The sequence below is a fragment of the Teichococcus wenyumeiae genome, assembly GCF_003696345.1.
GTDB lineage: Bacteria > Pseudomonadota > Alphaproteobacteria > Acetobacterales > Acetobacteraceae > Pseudoroseomonas > Pseudoroseomonas wenyumeiae.
On sequence record NZ_RFLX01000001.1, the window covers coordinates 245,441 to 267,938 of the forward strand.

A 22,498-nucleotide genomic window follows, 5' to 3' on the forward strand; every position below is an offset into this window, starting at 1 on the left:
GATCTTCCTGCTGGCGGTCTTCGTGCTCCCCATCGGCACCTTCCTGGCCCGCGCGGTGCAGGAAACCGATGTGCCGCCGGTGCTGCCGCGCACGGTGGCGGCGTTGTCCTCCTGGGACGGCGCCGGGCTGCCGGGCGATGCCGCCTTCGCCGCCCTGGCCGATGACCTGCGCGAGGCGCGGCAACGGGACCAGGAAACAGGTTCCGGCGCCATCGGCCGCGCCAGCGCCCGCCTCAACAACGACTGGCCGGGCTTCCGGTCCCTGCTGCCCGCCACCGCCCGCCGCCTGGCCACGGCGCAGGGCGATGCGCGGCAGGCGGTGCTGGCCGCTTCCCCCGAATGGAACAGCCCGGCGCCCTGGGCCGCCATCCGCCGCGCCGGCGGGCCGGTCTCGGATTTCCACCTGCTGGCGGTGCTGGACCTGAAGCGGGATGCCGGTGGCCATATCGCCGCCGCGCCGCCGGACCAGTCCATCTTCCGCGCCGTGCTCTGGCGCACGCTCTGGATCTCGGTCAGCGCCACCGCCATCGCGCTGCTGATCGGCTATCCGCTGGCCTGGCTGATCGCCACCGCGCCGCCGCGCTGGGCACCTTGGCTGCTGGCTGGCGTGCTGCTGCCGTTCTGGACCAGCCTGATCGTCCGCACCGCCGCCTGGATGGTGCTGCTGCAGCGGGAAGGCGTGGTGAATGCCGCGCTGCAATCCCTGCGCCTGACGGAAGGGCCGCTGCCGCTGCTGTTCAACCGCGGCGCCGTGCTGCTGGCCATGGTGCATATCCTGCTGCCCTTCATGGTGCTGCCGATCTATGCCTCGCTGAAGTCGCTGGACTGGCGGCTGCCGCGCGCGGCGCTCTCCCTCGGCGCCTCGCCGGCCCGCACCTTCTTCCGCATCTCCCTGCCGCTGTCGCTGCCGGGCGTGGGGGCGGGCTGCCTGCTGGTCTTCATCCAGGCGCTGGGCTTCTACGTCACGCCGGCGCTGCTGGGGGGCGCCAACGACCAGATGCTGTCCTATTTCGTCGGCTTCTACGCCACCCGCACCGTCAACTGGTCCATGGCGGCCGCGCTCTCCTGCCTGCTGCTGGCGGCCGTCGCCATTGTGGTCGGCCTCTACGCCCGGCTGGTGGGCTTCGAGAAGACCCGCACGGCATGAGCACCTCCCGCATCGCCCTCTGGGCCTTCGGCATCCTGGCGCTGGTGTTCCTGCTGGCGCCGGTGGTGGTGATCCTGCCGCTGTCCTTCTCGGCCGGCTCCTTCCTCTCCTATCCGCTGCCGGGGCTGTCGCTGCGCTGGTACCAGGATTTCTTTTCCTCGGATTTCTGGCTGCCGGCGCTCTGGAACAGCCTGAAGCTCGGGGCGGCCACCGCCATCCTGGCCAGCATCCTGGGCACGCTGGCCGCCTTCGGCCTCTGGCGCGCGCGTTTCCCCGGCCGGCAGGCGGTGATGGCGGTGCTGATGGCGCCGATGGTGGTGCCCGCCATCGTCGTCGCCGTGCCGCTGCTGCTGTTCTTCGGGCCGCTGGGGCTGACCAACAGCTTCACCGGCCTGCTGCTGGCGCATACCGTGCTGGGGGCGCCCTTCGTGGTCACCACCGTGCTGGCGGCGCTGGCGCAGTTCGACCCGGTGCAGCTGCGCGCCGCCGCCGCCTGCGGCGCCAATCCGGCCCGGGCCTTCTGGCGCGTCTGCCTGCCGCAGATCACGCCCGGCGTCGCGGCCGGCGCGGTCTTCGCCTTCGCCATCAGCCTGGATGAGGTGGTGGTGGTGCTGTTTCTCGCCGGCCCCGGCCAGCGCACCCTGCCGCGCCAGATGTTCTCCGGCCTCAACGACTCCATCAGCCTCACCGTCATGGCGGCGGCGATGGTGATGGTGCTGCTGTCCTGCCTGCTGCTGCTGGCCGTGACGCTGCTGCGCCGCGGCCCCCAGCGTTAGGGGAGCCCTTTACCCCGGCGCCACATGACCCAGATGACATGTTCATCTGTCTGAAGGGAACGCGCCATGCCTGCTCACCTCCCCTCCACCTCGCTTGGCCGGCGCGGCGCGCTGGCCGGCGGGGCCCTGCTGCTGGCGGGCGGGCTTTTCGCCGCGCCGCGCCGCGCCTGGGCCCAGGCCGCCCCGGCGGATGGCCCGCATGTGCTGCCGCCCCTGCCCTATGCCGCCAATGCCAATGAGCCGCATATCGACGCCGCCACCATGGAGCTGCACCACGACAAGCACCATGTGGCCTATGTCGCCAACCTCAACGCCGCGCTGAAGGACCACGGCCGCCTCGCCGCCCTGCCGCTGGAGGAGCTGCTGGCCAACCTCTCCGAAGCCCCGGAAAGCGTCCGCACCACCCTCCGCAACAATGCCGGCGGCCATGCCAACCATGCCATGTTCTGGCAGATCATGGGCGGCAAGGGCGAGGCGCCCACGGGCGAGCTGGCGGAGGCCATCACCCGCGACCTCGGCGGCTTCGACAAGATGAAGGCGGATTTCAACGGCGCCGGCGCGCGCGTCTTCGGTTCCGGCTGGGTCTTCGTGACGGTGGACCGCGAAGGGCGGTTGAACCTGACCACCCGCCCCAACCAGGAGACGCCGCTGATGGATGGCATCAAGGTGCTCTTCGGCAATGACGTGTGGGAACACGCCTATTACCTGAAGTACCAGAACCGCCGGCCGGAATACCTGGCGGCCTGGTGGAACGTGGTGGACTGGTCGAAGGTGAACGAGCGCTATGCCGCCGCCAAGGCGGGAACACTGCGGATCTGATCGCAGCGGAGGGCGCGCCTCGAGGCCTGCAACAGCCCAGGCGCCCCTCCGGCCTCAGCTTTCCGCCAGCGCCGCCCGGGCATCGAAGTCGGCATGGCGTTCCGCCCAGTCGCGCAAGGCCTGCTCCAGCGCCGCGTCCACCGGGCCGGTCACCAGGCGCAGCGTCACGTATTCATCGCCGGCATGCTTGCCTGCCCGCGCGGCGACGCCCTTGCCGCGCAGCCGCAGCCGGGTGCCGGTATCGGAATGCTTCGGCACCGTCACGCTGACATGGCCGGTCGGCGTGGGCACGGTGATCTTGCCGCCCAGCACCGCCTCCGCCAGCGTCACCGGCACCTCGACATGGATGTTGTCGCCCTCGCGCCGGAACAGCGGGTGCGGCGTCACGGAAATCTCGATCAGCGCGTCGCCGGCGGGGCCGCCCTGGATGCCGGGGCCGCCCTGGCCCCGCAGCCGCATGGTCTGGCCATCCTCGATGCCGGCGGGCACCTTGACCTCCAGGCTGCGGCCATCCGGCAGCGTCAGCCGCCGCGTGGCGCCGCGGATGCTGTCCAGGAAGTCGATGCTCAGGCGGTATTGCTGATCCTGGCCGCGCATGCGGCGGCTTTCCCCGCCAGCCCGGCTGCGGCCAAACAGCTCCGAAAAGATGTCCGAGAAATCCTCGCCCCCACCAAAGCCCGCCGTGCCGCCGAAGCCCGTGCCGCCCGCCGTGCCGGAAGAGCGCCCGCCGCCGAAGCCGAAGGGCGCCCTTTCCTGCCCGTCGGCATCGATTTCGCCGCGGTCGAAGCGCGCGCGCTTCTCGGGGTCGGACAAGATCGCGTGTGCCGCCGAGGCTTCCTTGAAGCGTTCCTCGGCCTGCTTATTGTCCGGATTCATGTCGGGGTGATGGCGTTTGGCCAGCTTGCGATACGCACTGCGGATTTCAGCCTCACTGGCCCCGCGCGCCACACCCAGCACCTCGTAGGGATCCCTCGCCATCTGTTCTTGCCACTCCTTGCCCAAGGCCACGCCGGGTTGCCCTGGCCTCTCGGTCACGCATCAGGTGGGCGCGGCAGGCGTAATGTTTCAAGATGGCGACTGCATGTCAGGTCGTTAATTTTAAAATTTACATGAACATGATCAAATCATTCATTCACTGTACAGTAATCCGTCTGCATCGGGACCGCCTTCACAGTGCTGGACCTCCACGATACAGTCCCCGCTTCAGCAATCAGAGAGATCATGATGCCGCCCAAGGTCATGAATGTCATCGTGCAGGCTGGCGGCAAGGGTACCCGTCTCGAACAATACAGCTGGAACAAGCCGAAATGCCTTGTTCCGGTGGACGGCAAGCCGCTTATCTACCACACCTTCGATGCCTTCCCCGATGCCCGCTTCCTGATCATCTCCGATTACAAGAAGGATATCGTCACCCGCTTCCTGGAGGTCTTCCGGCCGGAGGTGGATTTCGAGATCGTGCAGGTGGATGGCACCACCGGCAATGTCGCCGGCATCCCCGAGGCCGTTTCCAGGATTCCGCCGGAGGAACCGGTGACGGTGGTCTGGTGCGACCTGAAATTCGATGAGCCGCCGGCCATCGCCGCCACGGACAGCGTGGTGGTGGGCACCACCCAGTCCTTCACCTGCCGCTGGTCCGTGCAGCCGGGCGGCAGATTGGTGGAGAAGCGTTCCGATACCACGGGCATCATCGGCCTCTTCGCCTTTCCGCGCGCCGGCATGCTGCGGGAGATGCCACGCGCCGGCGAATTCGTGGACTGGCTCTCGCGCTCCGGCCTGCCGACCAGCACCGCCGAGTTCAACGCGGTGAAGGAGATCGGCACGGTGGATGCGCTGCTGGACCAATGGTCCGCCGCCGGCCATGCCCGCTTCTTCAACAGCGTGGAGATCGGGCCGGAACATGTGGTGAAGCGCGCCAAGCTGCCGGAGTTCCAGTCCCTGCTGGAAGGCGAGGCCGCCTGGTACCGCCATGCGGCGGAACTGGGCTTCACCAACATGCCCCGGCTGATCAGCGAGAATCCGCTGACCATCAGCCGCATCCAGGGCCGCCACCCCTTCGAATTCGCCGAAAGCATGCGCGGGCGCGAGGCGGCGCTGCAGCGGATCATGGAACGCCTGGCCGGGCTGCATGCGCTGGAATCCGGCCCCACCAGCGATGCCGTCTGCCAGGAGGTCTATGCCGACAAGACCCTGGCGCGGCTGGCCAATATCCGCCGCCTGCTGCCGGAGCTGGAGGAGGTCGAGAGCTTCCGCGTCAATGGCACGCCGGTGCGCAACATCCTGCACCCGTCGCACGAGGACTGGTTCCGCGACAGCGTGCGCGCGGTGATGCCCAACCGCTTCAACTTCATCCATGGCGACCCGACCTTCTCCAACATGCTGCTGGACGGTGCGGGTGAGCCCTGGTTCATCGACCCGCGCGGCAAGTTCGGCTCGTCCTGGTTCCTGGGCGATGCCAATTACGACTGGGCGAAGCTCTATTACTCGGTGGCCGGCGAATACGACAATTTCAACCGCCGCCAGTTCGTGCTGGAGATGCAGGAGCGCAACATCACCATCCAGATCCGCCCCGGCGGCTGGGCGCATCTGAAAGGGGCCTTCAAGGAGTTCCGCCCCAACGATATCCGCAAGATCCGTGGCATCCACGGGCTGATCTGGCTCTCGCTCAGCGGATATGTCAGCGACGACTACGACAGCATCCTCGCCTCCTTCTTCATGGGGCTGCTGACACTCGAAGAAGCCCTGGGATAAAGGCGGGTTCCGCATGAACCTGGAGACGGAACTGCTGCGGCAAGCGGCCGAGATGGCCGGCGAGCGCGACGACTGGGACACCGCAGCCCGCTTCTTCCGTGAACTGGCCGAAAGCCAGCCGCAGGACCCCTCGGCCCTTCTGCAACTGGCCCATGCCCTGGCCGAGGCCGGGCGGCCCGACGCCGCGGAGCAGCCGCTGCTCCAGGCCCTGGCCCTGGCGCCGGCGGACCCCGCGGTGCTGCATGCCTTCGGGCGCCACAGCCTCGATGCCGGCCGCCCGGCCGAGGCCCTGGCCTTCTTCCGCGCCGCCCTGTCGCAGGCGCCGGAAGACGAGGCGGCGGCGCAGCGGGTGGAGCGGCTGGAAGCCACGCTGCCCTTGCTGACGCCGGAACTCGCCGGCCGCCTGGTGCGGGCCCGCCTTGCCCTGGCGCGCGGCGAGGCGGAGGCCGCCGGGGACTCTGCCGGCCTCCTGGCCGAGCAGCCCTGGCTGGCCTCTTCGCGCCCCGCCATGCCGCGGGTGGCGCCACCGCCGGAACCGAAGCCCGAGCCCCGGCCCGAACCCGACCAGTCCCTGGCGCAGGCGCTGGAAGCGGCGGGCCGGCCCTGGGTCGCGCCGCTGGATGCCGCCGGGCTGCCACAGCCCGCCCCCGCCCTGCGGGGCACGGAGCCGCTGGTGCCGCCGCCGCTGCTGCAGGCCTATTTGGGCGGGCAGTGGGAGGCCGCCGCCGCCGCGCTGCCAGACACCCTGCCGGACCGCCCGGCGGCCGAGGCGCTGCTGCGGCGCGAGGCCCGGCTGCGCGACCTGGCCCGCGCCGGCCATGACGCCACCGCCGAGGCGGCGGCCCTGCTGCCCGAACTGATCCAGCCGCAATCCGATGTGGCGGAGGCGGCCTCCCGCGCCAGCAGCCACGGCTATTTCGCCATGGAAGCCGCCTGGTTCCGCTTCCTGCTGCGCCGCCAGGTCCAGGCCGGCCACCCGCTGCCGCAGGCTTCCGCCCTGCCGCTGTCCCTGCTCTGGCTGGAGCCCGACCTGATCCTTGCCCTGGCCGGGCAACATGATGCCGCCACGCTGCTGTGCCAGCCGCTGACCCTGGAGGATGGCGGGCTCTTCTACCGCCTGGCCGACCTTTGCATCCGGCGCAACGCGCCAGCGATCGGCCTGCCGCTGGCGCGGATGGGCCAGGACTACTTCCACCGCCGCGGCCATGCCTTCAAAAGCCTGGAGCTGAGCCTCAAGGCCGGCGCCCTCGAGGAAATGGCCGGCGACCATGCCGCGGCGCTGGAAAGCTATGGCCGCGTCATGGACGAGGCGGAGGACAAGGGGCTGCTGCTCGCCGGGCTGCAGCGCGCCCTGTCCCTGATCCCGGAGCAACAGGGGCTGGAGGGGGCGGAGATGGCGCCCCTGCTGCGCCGCCTGGCGGCGCGTGGGCCGCAGGTGCTGGCGGAGAGCCTCGCGCTGCTGCTGCAACGCGCATCCGGCCTGGGCGACCAGTTGCAGCGGCGCGGCATGCAGGCGCTGACGGTGGCGCTGAACGGCTGCGGCGCGCCGGGCATCACCATCCCCGCCGTGGCGCTGGGCGCGCCGACGCTGGTGGGGCACCTGCTGCGCCATGGCGGCGCGGCCCTGCCGCGGGAGCAGGCGCCCGGCCCGGCGGTGGACCAGCTCGCCGCCTTCGCTTCCGGCTTCACCCATATCGCCGCCACCGGCGCGCATCTGGCGGAACTGCTGCGCGCCGGGGACCAGGACGGCATCGCCGCCATCGGCGCCTTCGTCACCCGCCGCTATGGCCAGCCCTTCCTGCGGCCGGAGCGGCCCGGCATCGTCACCGTGCTGAGCACCGGCAATGTCGGCGACACGCTGCTCTACCTGGCTGGCTTCGCGGCCTTCACCCGCGCCTCCGGCCAGCCGGTGCATGTGCTGCACCGGGCCAGCCGCACCGCCCTGACCGAGTTCTTCGGCGCCGTGCCCGGCCTGAGCTTCGAGCCCATCCCGAATGACATGGCCGTGCCGGCGCCACTGGCGCTGAACCGCCTGGCGCCCGGCAACGTGTCCCTCTTCTACGAGAATCCCTGGTTCCGCGGCCAGGAACTGCCCCGGCTGGCCGACCGGTCCCTGGCCAGCAACTTCCTGTGGGAGAAGCTGGTGGCGGTGATGCTCTCCGGCGCCGCGCTGCTGCCGGAGCGCTTCGTGCCGGAGCGCCCGCCCATCGCCCCGCCGCCATCCTGGAACGAGGCCGCCCGCCGGCGCTTCGCGGAACTGGGGCTGAAGCGGGGGCGCACGGTCTTCCTGTCGCCGCTCGCCAATACGCTCTTCTCCCTCACCTCCAGCCGCTTCAACCATTTCCGCGACATGTGGCGGGAAGCCATTACGCTGTTCCGGGAGGCGGGCTTCACGGTGGCCATGAACGCCACCAACAACAACGCCACCGAAAGCCTCTTCGGCGAAGCGGGCGTGCCGGAACTGGACCTGGACCTGCGGGAACTGCCGGGCTTCGTGGCGGAATGCGGCTATTTCGCCGGCGTCCGCTCCGGCCTCTGCGACCTGCTGGCGCTCTGCGCGCCGGACGGCGTGCAGTCGCGCACCGTCTATATGCGCGGGGCCGAGCATTGCATCGGCCTGGCGGATTTCGGCATGGCGGAGGTGGTGGCCGATTTCGCGGCGCATTCGCCGCGCGCCCTGGCCGAGGCGCTTTTCGCCGATTGGCTGGCCGCGCGCCCCTGAAGGGGAGCGCGCGGCCGCTGCCGGTCAGACCACCGTCAGCTTCACATCGACATTGTTGCGGGTGGCATTGGAATAGGGGCAGACCTGGTGCGCCTTCTGCACCAGCGTCTCGGCCTGCGCCTTGTCGACGCCGGGCAGCGAGATCTCCAGCGCGGCGGTGATGCCGAAGCCGCCTTCCGAGCGCGGGCCGATGCCCACGGTGGCGGTGACGGTGGCATCGTTCGGCACGCGCGGCAGGCTCTTGTCCTGCCCGGCCACGGCCTTCATGGCGCCCAGGAAGCAGGCGGAATAGCCGGCGGCAAAGAGCTGCTCCGGGTTGTTGCCGTCGCCGCTGCCGCCCATTTCCTTCGGCGGCGCCATCTTCACGTCCAGCGAGCCGTCCTTGGTGGTGGCGCGGCCGTCGCGGCCGCCGGTCGCGGTGGCGGAGGTGGTGTATTTCACATCAACGGACATCGGTTTCTCTCCTGCAGGACGGCCAAGACGCCGCTCTTGTCCCGGTATGTCGGTGGCCAGCGGCGCCACACAAGGGGAAGCAACGCCGCAGGATGGGGGAGGATGCGCTCAGACCCGGTCCAACGGACGGTGCGGCGGGGGCGGCAGCTCGGCCCGCAGCGCATCGCCCGGGCGCAGGGTGCCGCCCCGCAGCACCACCGCCATGATGCCGGCGAGGCGCAACAACCGCCCTTCCGCATCCCGCCCCAGCAGGGCGCGCATCAATCCGGGGCGGAAGGCATCCAGCTGGGTGCAGGGGTTACGCAGGCCGGTCACCCGCAGCACCGCTTCATCGCCCAGATGGAGCAGCGTGTCCTGCGGCAGCGCCAGCAGGTCGAGGCCCGCGGTGGTGACATTCTCGCCGATATCGCCCGGCGCCAGCACGAAGCCGCGATGCGCCAGTTCCGCCAGCATCTCGGCGTGGAACAGATGCACCTGGCGCAGGTTGGGCTGGGTCGGGTCCGCCGCCACGCGGGAGCGGTGCTTCACCTGCGCCCCGGCATGGGCATCGCCTTCCACGCCCAGGCCGGCCAGCAGGGTGATGCTGCCGCAGGTTGGCTTGCTGAAGCCATGCACCGGGCTGCGCCCGACCGAGACAATCCTGCCTTGCATGCCCTGCCCCTTCCGGCTGCCAGCCGCTGGATGCCAGCCCCGGCCGGCGGCGGAAAGCCGCTTTCAACGCCGCGCCGGCCTTTCCCCGCCCGGCAGGCCGCCGGGCGCGGACAGGACGCGGCACTTATCCGGCCAGGCTGGCCGGGCCGCCGCTCTCGCCCGCCGGCGCCGGCAGCGCCGCATCCTCCAGCTCCACCGATTCGATGCGCCCGCCACGGCGGACGATCTTGTCGGTGCTGATCTCGATCTGGCGGATATCGTCCTGCGCCTGGTCGAAATGCCGCTTCAGCCCGCCGACGCGGGCATTGAGGCGGGAGACATCCTCCACCAGCCGCCCCACTTCCTCCTGGATGCGGCCGGCCTGGGCACGCATCCGCACATCCTGCATCAGCGCCCGCATCGCGCTCAGCATGGCCCAGAGCGTGGTGGGGGAAGCGACATAGACCCGCCGTCGCTGCGCCTCGTCCACCACGGCGGCGAAGCCGGTATGGAGTTCCGCGAAAACGGCCTCGGACGGCACGAAGAGAATGGCGGCCTCCGCCGTCTCCCCCGCGATCAGGTATTTCTTCGAGATGTCGTCCACATGCCTGCGCATATCGGCCGAGAACTGCCGCGCGGCGGCGGTGCGGGCGCCGACATCCTCGCCCGCGTCGCGCAGCGCCTGCCAGGCTTCCAGCGGGAACTTGCTGTCCACCACCACCGGCCCCGGCGGATGCGGCAGGCGAATCAGGCAATCGCAGCGCGTGCCGTTGGACAGCACATGCTGCCAGGAGAAGCCCTCCGGCGGCAGCCGGTCCTCGATCAACTGCCGCAGCTGCATCTCGCCAAAGGCGCCGCGCGACTGCTTGTTGCCCAGGATGGAGGCCAGCGTGCCGACCTGCGTCCCCAGCGCCTCCATGTTCTGCCGGGCGGCATCGATCACCGCCAGCCGCTCATGGATCTGCCCCGCCGTTTCCTGCGCCCGCTGCGCCTGCTCCGCCAGGGTGCGGGACAGCTTCTCCCCCTGCCCTGCCAGGGCGGCATCCAGCCGCTGGTTCTGCGCGGCGATGGCGCCGTTCAGCGATTCGGCCACCTGGGCCAGCCGGTCGGCGCTCGCCAGCCGGTCCTCGGCCATGCGGCGGTTCTGGGCGGCCAGGGCCTCGTCCATCCGCCGGGCGCCGGACTCCAGCCGCTCAGCCAGGGCCCGGTCCTGCTGCGCCAGCCGGTCCAGCGTCGAACCCGCGAGCCGCTCCTGCGTCGCCGCCACCGCCTCCAGCTTGCCCGCCAGCAGGGCAAAGGCCTCGGTCGGGTCGGCACCCGCCGGGCGGCGCAGGGCCGCCACCGCCAGCAGCAGCACCAGCACCCCCAAGGCCGCCACGGCGACCAACAGCATGGTCTCAGACATCGTTCACCCTGCGTTCCATGAGGCAGCATTCCCGCGTGGCCGTGGCGGGTGCAAGAGGCGAAAGGGAAAGGCCGAGGGAATGAATTCCCCCGGACCCCCATCTTTCTTCTTCGAGTCTGGGTCCAAGGCCTGAAGGCTGGGGAAACCTGATCGGAAAGAGCCGGAGCAAGGGCCCGGCATTCCGGCCGTCATGCTTCCTGCTCGGTTTGTAGCCTTGGCTGGACATCCGAGACAAAACTACAAACCATTGTTTTTCCAAGTTTATTCTTGCGCGCAGGAGTGCCCGCGACTACACGGCGGCGATCGGGGAGTAGCTACCGCCCACCGGGCGGAACCGGGTCAACATACTCGTGCTGATGGGCACGTGGTCCGGTCAAGCCGCATTGCGGCCCAGCAAGACCGAGATGGACCGTGGGGCCTGGGCATTCCGCAGATCCGTCTCCGTTTCGCCCGCTGGAGCCGGTGCAATGACCCCCATTGCCATCATGATCCTTGCTGTCAGCATGTCCGTGGACGCCTTCGCGGCCTCCATCGGGCGTGGCGCCGCGGCCGAGCGGACCCATTGGGGCGATGCCATGCGGGCGGGCGCCGTGTTCGGCGTGATCGAGGCCAGCACGCCCGTCATCGGCTGGGGGGCTGGCACAATGGCGGCGGGCTTCGTCACCGCCGTGGACCATTGGATCGCCTTTGTGCTGCTGGGCCTGGTCGGCGGCCGCATGCTGCTGGAGGCGATGCGGCGCCAGGAGGACGAGGCACCGTCCGGCCGCTCGTTCTGGGTGCTGGTGGCGACGGCGGTGGGCACCAGCCTGGACGCCATGGCGGTGGGCGTCTCACTGGCCTTCCTGGAGATCAATATCTGGGTCATCGCGGCCGCGATCGGCTTCGCGACCTTCTGCATGGCCACAGGCGGAATGCTGGCGGGGCGCCTGCTGGGCAGGCGCTTCGGCCGCTGGGCCGAGGGCCTGGGCGGCGCGGCGCTGATCCTGCTGGGTTCCAGCATCCTGTACGAACACCTGCTGGCCTGAGCGCCGGCATCCGCTCGGGCGATCAGCCTGTTCGATACGGGCCAAGCTCCGCCCGGCACCGGGAACCGGGCATAAAAAAACGGGTGCCGCCGCAGGCGCACCCGTGAACCCGAAGAAGAAAGAAGGGGGCCTGGGGGAATTCATTCCCCCAGACTTTCCCCGGCTTTCAGTGCCGGAAGTGGCGCATCCCCGTCAGCACCATGGCCAGCCCGGCCTCGTCGGCCGCCGCGATCACCTCGTTGTCGCGGATGGAGCCACCCGGCTGGATCACCGCCGTGGCGCCCGCCGCCGCCGCCGCCTGCAAACCGTCGGCGAAGGGGAAGAAGGCGTCGGAGGCCACCACCGAGCCGTGCGCCAGTGGCGCCGCGAGGCCGGCGGCCTTGGCGGCCTCGGCGCTCTTCCAGGCGGCGATGCGGGCGCTGTCCACCCGGCTCATCTGCCCGGCGCCGATGCCCACCGTGGCACCGCCCTTGGCATAGACGATGGCGTTGGACTTCACGTGCTTGCAGACGCGGAAGGCGAAGAGCAGGTCGGCCATCTCCTGCTCGGTCGGCGCGCGCTTGGTCACCACCTTCAGGCTTTCCCGGCTGACGCGGCCGGCATCGCGGGACTGCGCCAGGAAGCCGCCGGAGACGGAGCGGATGATGCGCCCCGGTGCCGCCGCGTCCGGCAGGCCGCCGGTCAGCAGCAGGCGCAGGTTCTTCTTGCGGGCGAAGATCGCCTTGGCTTCCTCATCCGCATCCGGGGCCACCACGACCTCGGTGAAGATGGCGGAGATCTTCTCGGCGGCGGCGGCGTCCAGCTGGCGGTTGGCGGCGATGATGCCGCCGAAGGCCGAGACCGGGTCGCAGCGCAGCGCCAAGTCCCAGGCGGCGGCCATGCTCTCCGCGCTGGCCACGCCGCAAGGGTTGGCGTGCTTGACGATGACGATGGAGGGCGCGTCGAACTCGGCGACGCATTCGAAGGCGGCGTCGGTGTCGTTCAGGTTGTTGAAGGAGAGTTCCTTGCCCTGCACCTGGGTGGCGGTCGCGATGCCGGGGCGGTTGCTGCCGTCGGTGTAGAAGGCAGCCTGCTGGTGCGGGTTCTCGCCGTAGCGGAGCGTCTGCTTCAGGATGCCGGCGACGGCTAGGCTGGGCGGGAAGTCCTGCTCCAGCTTCTGCGCGAACCAAGTGGAGATGGCGGTGTCATAGGCCGCCGTGCGGGCGAAGGCGGCGGCGGCCAGCTTCTTGCGGGTGACCAGCGACGTGCCGCCGGTCTGCTCGATCTCGGCCTGCAGCTCGGCCATCTGGCCGGGGTGGGTCACCACGGCCACGTCGGCGTGGTTCTTGGCCGCCGCGCGGGTCAGGGCGGGGCCGCCGATGTCGATCTCCTCCACCGTCTCCTCGTAGGAGGCGCCCTTCGCCACCGTGGCCTCGAAGGGGTAGAGGTTGGAGACGAGCAGGTCGATCGGCGCGATCCTGTGCTCCTCCATCTGCGAGACGTGCTTCGGGTCGTCGCGCCGGCCCAGCAGGCCGCCATGGATCTGCGGCACCAGGGTCTTCACCCGGCCATCCAGGATCTCGGGGAAGCCGGTGTGGTCGGAAACCTCGACCACCGCGATGCCGGAGTCGCGCAGCAGGCGCGCGGTGCCGCCGGTGGAGAGGATCTCCACCCCCTTGCCTGTCAGGACGCGGGCGAAGTCGACCAGGCCGGTCTTGTCATGCACCGAGATAAGGGCGCGGCGGATGGGTACCAGGTCGGTCATGCGGCAAACCTTTCGGGCCGGGTGGCGCGTTCCGCGCCGGGATAGACCGTTGCGCCGCCCGGCTCAACCGAGGGCGGCGCAGGTCTGCCCCGCCAGGGCGGCGGCGGGCTATCCCTCGAAGGCGAAAGGCAGGGCCCGGCCGGCGGCGGCGGCGCGGACGCTGCCATGGCTTTCGCCCTCGAATTCCTGCACCGCGATGGCGCCGAAGCGCCCGGCCACGGCATCCAGCCGCGCCGCCATCTGCCGGGCATTGTCGGCCATCACGCGGCGGCTGCCGCCCGGGCCGCCAGGGCCACCCGCATTGACGCGGGCGCGCCCTTCCAGCTCCCCGAAGGTGATCAGCAGCCGGGGCGGCGGGTCCGGCAGGCTGGGACGGGCTATGAAGGCCTCCGCCTCCCGCAGCAGTGGCGCGCCGCCGCGCCAGATGGAGGGGCTGGCCGCCACCCAGGTCGAAAAAGTCTCCGGCCGGATAAAGAGCGCGTGCAGCACGAAGAGCCCGCCATAGGAATGGCCGAACAGCGCCTGCCGCGCCGGGTCGATGCGGAAGGCTTCCTCCACCACCGGCTTCAGCTCGTCCTGGATCACCGCCAGCAGGGCATCGGCGCCGCCATTGCGGCTGCGGGCCTCGGGCGCGGGGGTGGTGTATTCGAAGTCGCGCCGCTCCGGCTCCGAATCGTCCAGCGGGAAGTCAATGGCGACGATCACCCCCTGGTGCTCGTCGGCCAGCAGGCGGCAGGCGCCGGTCAGCAGCGGGAACATGGCATTGCCGTCAAGGGCATAGAGCACAGGCCAACCCTGTTCCGGCACCTCCCCCGGTGGCCAGGAGACCAGCACGCGGTAGCGGCGGCCATTGCGGGCGGTGAAGTCCCAGACCTCGGCGCGGGCCGGGACATAGGGCGCGCGGCCGGCGCCCCCCGCCCGCGCCGCGCCAGCCAATGCCAGTGCTGGAAGACCCCCCAGCAGGATCCGGCGCCGCAGCCTCATGCCTCGCTCCTTTCCGCTCACTGTTCCGCCGCCAGCCAGGCCTCGCCCACGCGGTCGGCGCCCGAGGGCAGCGGCGCGCGGGGGTCGGCCATCCAGGCCAGCAGGTCGGCGGCCACCGTGCCGCGCACCTTGTCGCGCAGCAGCAGGTGGAAGCCCTCGGGATAACGCGCCAGGCGGGGCCCGGGCGGCATGCGGCGCAGCGCCGCCCGCGTCACGCCGGGCGGCACCACCGCGTCCTTGGCCCCTTGCAGGATCAGCACCGGCACGGCGCAGCAGCGCGGCAGGGCCTGGGTGGCACGGTCCATGGCATCCAGCAGGCCCCAGGCGGCATCGATGCGGGTGATCTTGATCACCAGAGGGTCGCGCCCGTTACGGCGCAGCGCGTCCAGGTTGTCGCTGGCCGAGATGCCGCCGGCGGCGGCGGGGAAGCCCAGCGCCGGCACGCTGTGCGCCAGGGCCCAGAAGACCCCCACACCCACCGGCCCCACCGCGCCGCGCGACCAGAAGGCGGGGGCCAGCAGCACCAGCCCGTCGATCGGCGGCGGTGCCTCCCCCGTCTCGGCCAGCAGGGCGACGGCGGCGCCCATGCTTTCGCCCAGCAGGAACAGCGGCACATCCGGGTTGCGCGCCTTGAGATAGGCGGCGGCGGCGGCGGCATCGCGCGCCATGGTCTCGGTACCGGGCCAGTAGCCGCGGGAGGGCGCCTGGCCGAAGCCGCGCTGGTCGTAGGTATGCACCTCCACCCCCGCCGCCGTCAGTTGCCCGAGGCTGTCGAGCAGGAAATTGCCGCCATGCTCGTTGAAGCCGTGCAGGGCCAGCAGCAGGGCGCGGGGCGGGCCGCCTTCCGCGCGCCAGACCCGGTGGGGCAGCAGCGCGCCATCCGGTGCCGGGATCGGCTCGGCCAGCGGGGCGACAGGAACGGGGGCCTCGCCGCGCGGCACCTCGGCGACAGCCTTGGCGTCCAGGCCATAGCCCAGCGCGGCATCGCCCAATGGCACGACCTGCGGCGCGCAGCCGGCCAATGCCAGCGCGGCGGCCAGCAGCCAGAACAGCCCGGAAGCCCGTATGCGGTGCGGCATGGCGAGTGAAATAGCGGTTCCGTGGGGCAGCGGTAAATGCGGCGCCCGGCACGAAAAGCCTTGCCATTTCATGACAGGAACTTCATGTTCGCTGTGATCCGGGCCCCTCTGGCGACCGGGCGGTGCTCCATGCCGAGCCCGTCCTCGTGATGTCGGATCGACTTCTCGCGCAACCGGGCCCGGCGCGCTTCCACCTCACGGACGAGTTGCGTTCGCGTGGCCGGGCCCCTTTCTGGAGGAGCCTTTCGGCATGGAAGCCTCACCTGTCTTCTGGGTCGCGTTCAACGCGGCCGTCCTGGGCCTGCTGCTGCTCGACCTTGGCGTCTTCGCCAAGAAGAGCCCCAATGGCGAACCCGCGCCGGTGCCCGTCCGCACCGCGCTGATCAAGTCCGCCGCCTATATCGCGCTGGCCGGCGCCTTCTTTGTCTGGCTGCGCATGACCTATGGCGACACGCCGGAGGAACGGGCGACCAAGAGCCTGGAATTCCTCACCGGCTACGTCATCGAATGGTCGCTCTCAGTCGACAACATCTTCGTCTTCGTGCTGCTCTTCGCCAAATTCGGCGTGCCGGCAGCCTACCAGCACCGCGTGCTCTTCTGGGGCATCCTGGGCGCGCTGGTGATGCGTGGCGTGATGATCCTGGTCGGCACCGCCCTGCTGCGGGAATTCGACTGGCTGATGGTGGTCTTCGGCCTGTTCCTGGTGTGGTCCGGCTACAAGATGCTGCGCTCCGCCGATGAGGAGGAAGACCCGACCGGCAGCCCCATCCTGGCCTGGCTGCGCCGCCACCTGCCGGTGACGGACAGCTACCGCGGCAATGCCTTCACGGTGCGCGAAGCCGGCAAGCTGATGGTCACGCCGCTGCTGCTGGTGCTGGTGCTGATCGAGCTGACGGACCTCTTCTTCGCGCTGGACAGCATCCCGGCCATCTTCGCCGTCTCCACCGACCCCTTCATCGTCTACACGGCCAATGTCTTCGCCATCCTGGGCCTGCGGGCGATGTACTTCGCCCTCGCCGGCGTCATCCACCGCTTCAAGTACCTGAAGCACGGCCTCTCGATCGTGCTGATGATCGTGGGCGTGAAGATGCTGGCCAACTGGTACGCGGGCGGCAAAGCAATCCCGGTGGAATACGCCCTGATGGTCACGGGCGGCATCATTGCCGGTTCCATCGCGCTTTCGCTCTGGAAGACGCGCGGGCAGCCGGTGGTGGACGAGCACCCGAAGGTGATCGAACAGGAGCAGTGACAGCACTGGGGGGAATGAATTCCCCCCAGGCCCCCCTTCTTTTGTTTTGCCTGTTTTCGGGTGGGCCTGCGGCCGCACCCCGGAATGGATACGGGGGTTGATGACCTCCGGCGACTGCGCGGGCCGCCCGAGTGGCCCCTGTTTCCGGCGCCATCTGCGCCGTTCAGCTCCAGCTCGAAGAAGAAAGATGGGGGTCCGGGGGAATTCCTTCCCCCGGCCTTCCTTTTCCCACCGCCCTTTGCCCCGCGCGCCCGTTCGCCTTATGGTCCGGCCCACCCCTGCCGCATGATCCGGAACCCAGGCCGATGCGTGACGAGAAACTGACCGGCTACACCCCCAAGGCCACTCCCGGCGTGACGCCGGAGGAGACCATCACCGTGCACAGCCGCGTGGTCCCCTGCGACAATGGCGGTGGCGCACTGGGTCATCCCCTGGTCTATCTGCGCATCGAGGACCGGCAGGTGACCTGCCCCTATTGCTCCCGCACCTATGTGCTGGCCGAGGGTGCCGGGGACGATGGCCATCACTAAGGGGGCCGCTGGCCCGGCGGACCTTCCGGCCGAGGTGGTGCGGCAGGACAAGCCGCACCTCATCCTGGTCGATGGCTCGGGCTATATCTTCCGCGCCTTCCATGCCCTGCCGCCGATGACGCGGCCGGATGGCGTGCCGGTGAATGCCGTCTTCGGCTTCACCAGCATGCTGGGCAATTTCCTGACCAAGCATGCGGGCAGCCATATCGCGGTGGTCTTCGACCGCTCCCGCGTCACCTTCCGCAACCAGATCTATGCCGACTACAAGGCCCACCGCCCCGAGCCGCCGCCGGAGCTGGTGCCGCAGTTCGCGCTGATCCGGGAAGCCACGGCCGCCTTCGGCGTTGCCTGCCTGGAGCTGGAGAATTACGAGGCCGACGACCTGATCGCCGCCTATGCCAAGGCCTTCTCGGCCGAGGGCGGGCAGGTGACGGTGGTCTCCTCCGACAAGGACCTGATGCAGCTTGTCGGGCCCAACGTGCAGCTGCTGGACCCGATCAAGCAGAAGCCGATCCGCGAGCCCGAGGTCTTCGAGAAGTTCGGCGTCACACCGGACAAGGTGGTGGAGGTCCAGGCCCTGGCCGGCGACAGCACGGACAACGTGCCCGGCGTGCCCGGCATCGGCCTCAAGACCGCCGCCCAACTGATCCAGGAATATGGCGACCTGGAGAACCTGCTGGCCTGCGCCGGGCAGATCAAGCAGCCCAAGCGGCGCGAGTCGCTGCAGAATTTCGCCGAGCAGGCGCGCATCAGCCGCCAGCTGGTGCTGCTGGATGCCGACGCCCCGCTGCCCCGGCCGATCGACGAATTGCTGGCCCAGCCGCCGGAGCCCGGCAAGCTGGCCATCTTCCTGCGCGACCAGGGCTTCCGCTCCCTGCTGCACCGGATGGGGCTGGAGGGCGACAGCGGCGCCCCGGCCACCAGCCAGCCGCGCCATGCCCCCGCCATCCTGGCCCAGGCCGAGCCGGTCGGTGCACCGCCTGAGGACGCGCCCGCCTTCGGCCCCTACGAGACTGTCACCGATCTCGACACCCTGAACCGCTGGGTGGAGGAGGCGCGCGCCGCCGGCACCGTGGCGCTGGATACCGAGACGGACAGCCTGGACGCGCTGCATGCCAGGCTGGTCGGCATCTCGCTGGCCATCGCACCCGGCCGCGCCTGCTACATTCCGCTGGCCCATGGCCCGAAGCCCGGCAATGGCGACATGCTGGAAGCGGCGCCCGTGGCCCCGGTGCAGATCCCGCTGCGCGAGGCGCTCTCCGCCCTGCAGCCGCTGCTGGAAGACCCCGGCACGCTGAAGGTGCTGCACAACGCCAAGTACGACCTGGAGGTGCTCGGCCGCCCGCAGGCCGAGGGCGCCAACAGCGGCATCGAGGTCTCGCCGGTCGATGACACCATGCTGATCTCCTACAGCATGGATGCCGGCCGCCACGGCCATGGGATGGACGAGCTGTCGCTGCGCCACCTTGGCCACAGCCCCATCCCCTACGACCAGGTCACCGGCACCGGACGCAACCGCGTCCCCTTCTCCCAGGTCGACCTGGAGAAGGCGACGGCCTATGCGGCCGAGGATGCCGATGTCACGCTGCGGCTGTGGCAGATGCTCAAGCCCCGGCTGCGCAGCGACAAGGCGCTCGCGCTCTACGAGCAGATCGAGCGCCGCATGATCGGCGTGCTGAAGCAGATGGAGATGGAGGGCATCCGCGTCGACGGCGTCGAGCTGGCCCGCATCGGCGAGGATTTCTCCCAGCGCATGGTGACGCTGGAGCAGAAGATCCACGAGCTGGCCGGCCGCCCATTCAATGTCGGCTCCCCCAAGCAGCTCGGCGAAATCCTCTTCGACGAGATGAAGCTGCCTGGCGGCAAGCGCGGCAAGGCCGGCGCCTGGGGCACCGATGCTGCGGTGCTGGAGGACCTTTCCGCCCGCGGGCATGAATTGCCCAAGACGGTGCTGCACTGGCGCCAGCTTTCCAAGCTGAAGTCGACCTATGTGGAAGGGCTGGCGGCGCAGCTCGACCCACGCGATGGCCGCGTCCACACCGACTTCTCCATGGCCATCACCTCGACGGGCCGGCTGTCCTCCACCGAGCCGAACCTGCAGAACATCCCGATCCGGACCGAGGAAGGCGTGCGCATCCGCCGCGCCTTCGTGGCCTCACCCGGCCATGTGCTGCTGGCCGCCGACTATTCGCAGATCGAGTTGCGCCTGCTGGCGCATCTGGCCGATGTGCCCAGCCTGCGCGATGCCTTCGCCAAGGACGAGGACATCCATAGCCGCACGGCGGCCGATATCTTCAAGCTGGAGCCGGACAAGGTGGACCGCGAGGCCCGGCGCCGCGCCAAGACCATCAACTTCGGCATCATCTACGGCATGTCGGCCTTTGGGCTGGCCGCGCGCCTGGGCATCGGCCCGGGTGAGGCCAAGGGCATCATCGACGCCTATTTCGCCCAGTATCCCGGCATCCGCGCCGAGATGGAGCGGCTGAAGGAAGAGGCCCGCATCAACGGCTTCGTGCTGACGCCCTTCGGCCGCAAGCTCTGGATCGATGGCATCACCTCCAAGGACATGTCCCGCCGGGGCAATGCCGAGCGCGCCGCCATCAACGCCCCCTTCCAGGGCGGCGCGGCCGAGATCATCAAGCGCGCCATGGTGCGGATGCCCAAGGCCCTGAAGGATGCCGGGCTGGACGCGAAGATGCTGCTGCAGGTGCATGACGAACTGCTGTTCGAAGTGCCGCAGGGGCAGCTCACCGCAACCTCCGCCGTGGTGAAGCAGGTGATGGAAAGCGTGGCCGAGTTGCGCGTGCCGCTGCGCGCCGAGATCGGCCATGGGGCGAACTGGGCCGAGGCCCACTGAGGCCAAGGAAAGCGGCCTGGGACGACCGGCCGCTTTCCCACCCAGGAGGCCTCGCCCGAGCACAGCAGTTTCTGCTCCGGGATCGGGCGATATGCCATCCGCAGGTCGCCGGCCTTGTCGAACCACCGGGCCGGCGGCCCTGAACGGTGGCGGCAGCCTCTCTATGCCGCACAGCGGCTCCCGGAGCCATTTCGCCACCCCCGCAGAAGGCCGCGGCAGCGCCCCCTGCCCTTCATTTTCGTCTCGCTCCGTGCCACTTTGGCGTTCCGCATTCTCAATAGGAGCAAGGCCCATGGCTGGCGTCTTCTGGCACAACGGAAACTGGTCCACCGAGGAGCCGAAGCTGCTGGGCCCAATGGACCATGCCTTCTGGCTCGGCTCCATCGTCTTCGACGGCGCGCGCGCCATCCGTGGCCTGGTGCCGGACCTGGACCTGCATTGCGCCCGCGCCATTCAGAGCGCGCAGAACATGGGCATGAAGCCCGGCCTGGATGCCCGCGCCATCGAGGCCCTGTGCCGTGAGGGCGTTGCCAAGATGCCGGCCGATGCCGAGCTGTATATCCGCCCGCAGTTCTTCATCCGCCGCGGCATCGGCGCCGCCTTCCCGGACCCGGACAGCACCGAGTTCGTGCTCTCCATCTATGACGCGCCGATGCCGGATGCCTCGCAGGGCTTCTCCGCCTGCCTGGTGCCGGAGCGCCGCCCGGCGCCGGACATGGCGCCCACCAATGCCAAGGCCTCGGCGCTCTACCCGAATTCCTCCCGCGCCGCCGCCTCCGCCCGCGACAAGGGCTTCAACAACGCCGTGCTCTGCGACTTCGAGGGCAATGTGGCCGAATTCGCCACCTCTAACCTGATGATGGTCAAGGACGGCGTGGTGATGACGCCGGTGGCCAACAACACCTTCCTGGCCGGCATCACCCGCACCCGCGTGCTGACCCTGCTGCGCGAGGCCGGCATCGAGGCCCGCGAATGCACGGTGACGCCGCAGATGCTGCGCGAGGCGGATGAGATCTTCGCCACCGGCAATTTCGGCAAGGTGCAGTTCTGCACCAACTTCGAGGGCCGCAAGCTGCCGATCGGCCCGATCGGCACCAAGGCGCGCGAGCTGTATTTCGCCTGGGCGGAATCCACCTCCCGCATGCTGCCGAAGGCCGCGTGAAGCGGCCGCGCCAGACCAAGGCCGCCTGAGGCCATGAGACCGCCGCGCGGGCGGGCGCAGCCCGTCGCGCGGCGCCCGCCTCCCCCGCCCCGCCTGCCGGCCGAGCCGCCGGCGGAGATCGCCGCCCGCATCCTGCTGCGCACCGATGCGGTGCTGGTGCTGGACAAGCCCGCCGGGCTGCCGGTCCATGCGGGGCCGCGCGGCGGTGCCAGCCTCGAGGACTGGCTGCCGCAACTGGCCTTCGGCAAGAAGCGCATGCCGCAGCCGGCGCACCGGCTGGATACCGATACCGCCGGCTGCCTGGTGCTGGGCCGCACCCAGCCCGCCCTGGCGGAGCTTGGCGCCCTCTTCGCCGCCGGCCGGGCGGAGAAGACCTACTGGGCCGTGGTGCAGGGTACCGGACCCGCCGGTCCCCAGGGCCGCATCGACCTGCCGCTGCGCAAGACCAGCACTGCCGCCCGTGGCTGGCGAATCGAGCCGCACCCGGAAGGCCAGCCCGCCACCACGCTCTGGCGCGTGCTGGGCCGTGCGCCTGGGCTCTGCTGGTTGGAACTGCGCCCGCGCACCGGCCGTACGCATCAATTGCGCGTCCATTGCGCCGCACTGGGCTTCCCCATTCTGGGCGACCCCTTCTACGGCACCCCCGCCCCGGGCGGGCTGCATCTGCTGGCCCGTGCCATCCGGCTGCCGCTTTCGCCCCCTGTGATGGCCGAGGCCCCGGTGCCCGCCGCCATGCGCCCGGCCTTTGCCGCCTGCGGCTGGAAAGCCGGGACCTAGCCGGCACGCCGCGACTCGTGTTTTTCCGGCCAGCAGCGGCGTGAAAGACGATTCAGCGCCCCAAGCCCTTGAAAGAATTCAACAAGCTCACCACTTCGGTCCTCAGAACAAGCCACAGCGGCGGCCAGGACGCAGCCGGGCCAGGATTCTGGCCCGGTGATTCCGCTTGACGGAGCGCCTGTCACTGTCTTAGGCGGTTTTCCAAACCTTGCTGCCGGCGTGGCGGCAAGGTTGCCCGGTTTTCGGGCCTGTCGTTCCGGCGGCGGGCCATATCCGGGCCGGCATGGGTGGGCCGACATTCCGCCTGTCATCACAGGGTCAGGGCAAGCCGCCAACCACGGCACCCTGCCAAGTCGTGCCCGCCGAGGCGGGGGCGCAGGAACCGGCCCGG

Annotated in this window: 18 protein-coding genes; 11 read left to right on the plus strand and 7 right to left on the minus strand. The window is 70.0% G+C overall.

Features of this window, described 5'->3' with window-relative positions; all coding sequences use genetic code 11:
• Positions 1-22: 22 nt before the first annotated feature.
• The 3 genes from EBE87_RS01175 to EBE87_RS01185 all read left to right on the plus strand — a co-directional run bounded on the left by EBE87_RS01175 (position 23) and on the right by EBE87_RS01185 (position 2,742).
• Positions 23-1,147, plus strand: a complete 1,125-nt coding sequence (locus EBE87_RS01175) for an ABC transporter permease (protein WP_233553338.1) — start codon at positions 23-25, stop codon at positions 1,145-1,147.
• Entirely contained in the window at positions 1,144-1,923 is a 780-nt protein-coding gene (locus EBE87_RS01180; RefSeq protein WP_120639707.1) for an ABC transporter permease, read from the plus strand. The genes EBE87_RS01175 and EBE87_RS01180 overlap by 4 nt, the downstream gene beginning before the upstream one ends.
• Positions 1,924-1,989: 66 nt before the next feature.
• Entirely contained in the window at positions 1,990-2,742 is a 753-nt protein-coding gene (locus EBE87_RS01185; protein ID WP_122139828.1) for a superoxide dismutase, read from the plus strand.
• A gap of 54 nt (positions 2,743-2,796) precedes the next feature.
• Here EBE87_RS01185 and EBE87_RS01190 read toward each other — a convergent pair whose 3' ends face one another.
• Positions 2,797-3,720, minus strand: a complete 924-nt coding sequence (locus tag EBE87_RS01190; protein ID WP_120641043.1) for a DnaJ C-terminal domain-containing protein — start codon at positions 3,718-3,720, stop codon at positions 2,797-2,799.
• Between the two features lie 243 nt (positions 3,721-3,963).
• On the opposite strand from EBE87_RS01190, the gene EBE87_RS01195 reads away from it, so the two are divergent.
• Positions 3,964-5,490, plus strand: coding sequence for an NTP transferase domain-containing protein (locus tag EBE87_RS01195; protein ID WP_120641042.1), 1,527 nt, complete (start codon positions 3,964-3,966; stop codon positions 5,488-5,490).
• Between the two features lie 13 nt (positions 5,491-5,503).
• Positions 5,504-8,212 (plus strand): tetratricopeptide repeat protein, encoded by a 2,709-nt coding sequence (locus EBE87_RS01200; RefSeq protein WP_122139829.1) that lies wholly within the window; start codon positions 5,504-5,506, stop codon positions 8,210-8,212.
• A gap of 24 nt (positions 8,213-8,236) precedes the next feature.
• Here the strand turns inward: EBE87_RS01200 and EBE87_RS01205 are convergent, their stop codons facing one another.
• From EBE87_RS01205 to EBE87_RS01215, 3 genes are all read right to left on the minus strand, one after another.
• Positions 8,237-8,665, minus strand: coding sequence for an organic hydroperoxide resistance protein (locus EBE87_RS01205; protein ID WP_120639577.1), 429 nt, complete (start codon positions 8,663-8,665; stop codon positions 8,237-8,239).
• 108 nt (positions 8,666-8,773) lie between these two features.
• On the minus strand, positions 8,774-9,316 hold the full coding sequence (locus EBE87_RS01210) for an MOSC domain-containing protein (protein WP_120639576.1): 543 nt from the start codon (positions 9,314-9,316) through the stop codon (positions 8,774-8,776).
• Between the two features lie 124 nt (positions 9,317-9,440).
• Entirely contained in the window at positions 9,441-10,700 is a 1,260-nt protein-coding gene (locus tag EBE87_RS01215; protein ID WP_120639575.1) for a DNA recombination protein RmuC, read from the minus strand.
• 467 nt (positions 10,701-11,167) lie between these two features.
• Between EBE87_RS01215 and EBE87_RS01220 the strand changes: the two genes are divergently transcribed.
• Positions 11,168-11,725 (plus strand): manganese efflux pump MntP, encoded by a 558-nt coding sequence (locus tag EBE87_RS01220; RefSeq protein WP_120639574.1) that lies wholly within the window; start codon positions 11,168-11,170, stop codon positions 11,723-11,725.
• Positions 11,726-11,891: 166 nt separating this feature from the next.
• On the opposite strand, the gene purH is transcribed toward EBE87_RS01220, so the two are convergent.
• The 3 genes from purH to EBE87_RS01235 all read right to left on the minus strand — a co-directional run bounded on the left by purH (position 11,892) and on the right by EBE87_RS01235 (position 15,532).
• Positions 11,892-13,469 carry a bifunctional phosphoribosylaminoimidazolecarboxamide formyltransferase/IMP cyclohydrolase gene (purH, locus tag EBE87_RS01225; protein WP_120639573.1) on the minus strand — a complete coding sequence of 526 codons (1,578 nt, stop codon included), beginning with the start codon at positions 13,467-13,469 and terminating at the stop codon, positions 11,892-11,894.
• Between the two features lie 108 nt (positions 13,470-13,577).
• On the minus strand, positions 13,578-14,453 hold the full coding sequence (locus EBE87_RS01230; RefSeq protein ID WP_120639572.1) for an alpha/beta hydrolase: 876 nt from the start codon (positions 14,451-14,453) through the stop codon (positions 13,578-13,580).
• A gap of 17 nt (positions 14,454-14,470) precedes the next feature.
• Positions 14,471-15,532 carry an alpha/beta hydrolase gene (locus EBE87_RS01235; RefSeq protein ID WP_158600959.1) on the minus strand — a complete coding sequence of 354 codons (1,062 nt, stop codon included), beginning with the start codon at positions 15,530-15,532 and terminating at the stop codon, positions 14,471-14,473.
• Positions 15,533-15,782: 250 nt separating this feature from the next.
• Between EBE87_RS01235 and EBE87_RS01240 the strand changes: the two genes are divergently transcribed.
• The 5 genes from EBE87_RS01240 to EBE87_RS01260 all read left to right on the plus strand — a co-directional run bounded on the left by EBE87_RS01240 (position 15,783) and on the right by EBE87_RS01260 (position 22,107).
• Positions 15,783-16,781, plus strand: a complete 999-nt coding sequence (locus tag EBE87_RS01240; protein ID WP_120639570.1) for a TerC family protein — start codon at positions 15,783-15,785, stop codon at positions 16,779-16,781.
• 305 nt (positions 16,782-17,086) lie between these two features.
• Complete coding sequence (locus EBE87_RS01245) at positions 17,087-17,311, plus strand: zinc-finger domain-containing protein (RefSeq protein ID WP_120639569.1); 225 nt, start codon at positions 17,087-17,089, stop codon at positions 17,309-17,311.
• Positions 17,298-20,168 carry a DNA polymerase I gene (gene polA / locus EBE87_RS01250; RefSeq protein WP_199707607.1) on the plus strand — a complete coding sequence of 957 codons (2,871 nt, stop codon included), beginning with the start codon at positions 17,298-17,300 and terminating at the stop codon, positions 20,166-20,168. Before EBE87_RS01245 ends, polA begins: the two co-directional genes overlap by 14 nt.
• 292 nt (positions 20,169-20,460) lie before the next feature.
• Complete coding sequence (locus EBE87_RS01255; RefSeq protein WP_120639568.1) at positions 20,461-21,330, plus strand: branched-chain amino acid aminotransferase; 870 nt, start codon at positions 20,461-20,463, stop codon at positions 21,328-21,330.
• A 33-nt stretch (positions 21,331-21,363) separates the two neighbouring features.
• Positions 21,364-22,107, plus strand: a complete 744-nt coding sequence (locus EBE87_RS01260; protein ID WP_122139830.1) for an RluA family pseudouridine synthase — start codon at positions 21,364-21,366, stop codon at positions 22,105-22,107.
• Positions 22,108-22,498 lie beyond the last annotated feature (391 nt).

Coding starts and splice junctions, on each gene's coding strand:
- EBE87_RS01180 (WP_120639707.1), top strand. CDS start 1,144: ATGAGCACCTCCCGCATCGCCCTCTGGGCCTTCGGCATCCTGGCGCTG.
- EBE87_RS01185 (WP_122139828.1), top strand. CDS start 1,990: ATGCCTGCTCACCTCCCCTCCACCTCGCTTGGCCGGCGCGGCGCGCTG.
- EBE87_RS01190 (WP_120641043.1), bottom strand. CDS start 3,720: ATGGCGAGGGATCCCTACGAGGTGCTGGGTGTGGCGCGCGGGGCCAGT.
- EBE87_RS01195 (WP_120641042.1), top strand. CDS start 3,964: ATGATGCCGCCCAAGGTCATGAATGTCATCGTGCAGGCTGGCGGCAAG.
- EBE87_RS01200 (WP_122139829.1), top strand. CDS start 5,504: ATGAACCTGGAGACGGAACTGCTGCGGCAAGCGGCCGAGATGGCCGGC.
- EBE87_RS01205 (WP_120639577.1), bottom strand. CDS start 8,665: ATGTCCGTTGATGTGAAATACACCACCTCCGCCACCGCGACCGGCGGC.
- EBE87_RS01210 (WP_120639576.1), bottom strand. CDS start 9,316: ATGCAAGGCAGGATTGTCTCGGTCGGGCGCAGCCCGGTGCATGGCTTC.
- EBE87_RS01215 (WP_120639575.1), bottom strand. CDS start 10,700: ATGTCTGAGACCATGCTGTTGGTCGCCGTGGCGGCCTTGGGGGTGCTG.
- EBE87_RS01220 (WP_120639574.1), top strand. CDS start 11,168: ATGACCCCCATTGCCATCATGATCCTTGCTGTCAGCATGTCCGTGGAC.
- purH (WP_120639573.1), bottom strand. CDS start 13,469: ATGACCGACCTGGTACCCATCCGCCGCGCCCTTATCTCGGTGCATGAC.
- EBE87_RS01230 (WP_120639572.1), bottom strand. CDS start 14,453: ATGAGGCTGCGGCGCCGGATCCTGCTGGGGGGTCTTCCAGCACTGGCA.
- EBE87_RS01235 (WP_158600959.1), bottom strand. CDS start 15,532: ATGCCGCACCGCATACGGGCTTCCGGGCTGTTCTGGCTGCTGGCCGCC.
- EBE87_RS01240 (WP_120639570.1), top strand. CDS start 15,783: ATGGAAGCCTCACCTGTCTTCTGGGTCGCGTTCAACGCGGCCGTCCTG.
- EBE87_RS01245 (WP_120639569.1), top strand. CDS start 17,087: ATGCGTGACGAGAAACTGACCGGCTACACCCCCAAGGCCACTCCCGGC.
- polA (WP_199707607.1), top strand. CDS start 17,298: ATGGCCATCACTAAGGGGGCCGCTGGCCCGGCGGACCTTCCGGCCGAG.
- EBE87_RS01255 (WP_120639568.1), top strand. CDS start 20,461: ATGGCTGGCGTCTTCTGGCACAACGGAAACTGGTCCACCGAGGAGCCG.
- EBE87_RS01260 (WP_122139830.1), top strand. CDS start 21,364: ATGAGACCGCCGCGCGGGCGGGCGCAGCCCGTCGCGCGGCGCCCGCCT.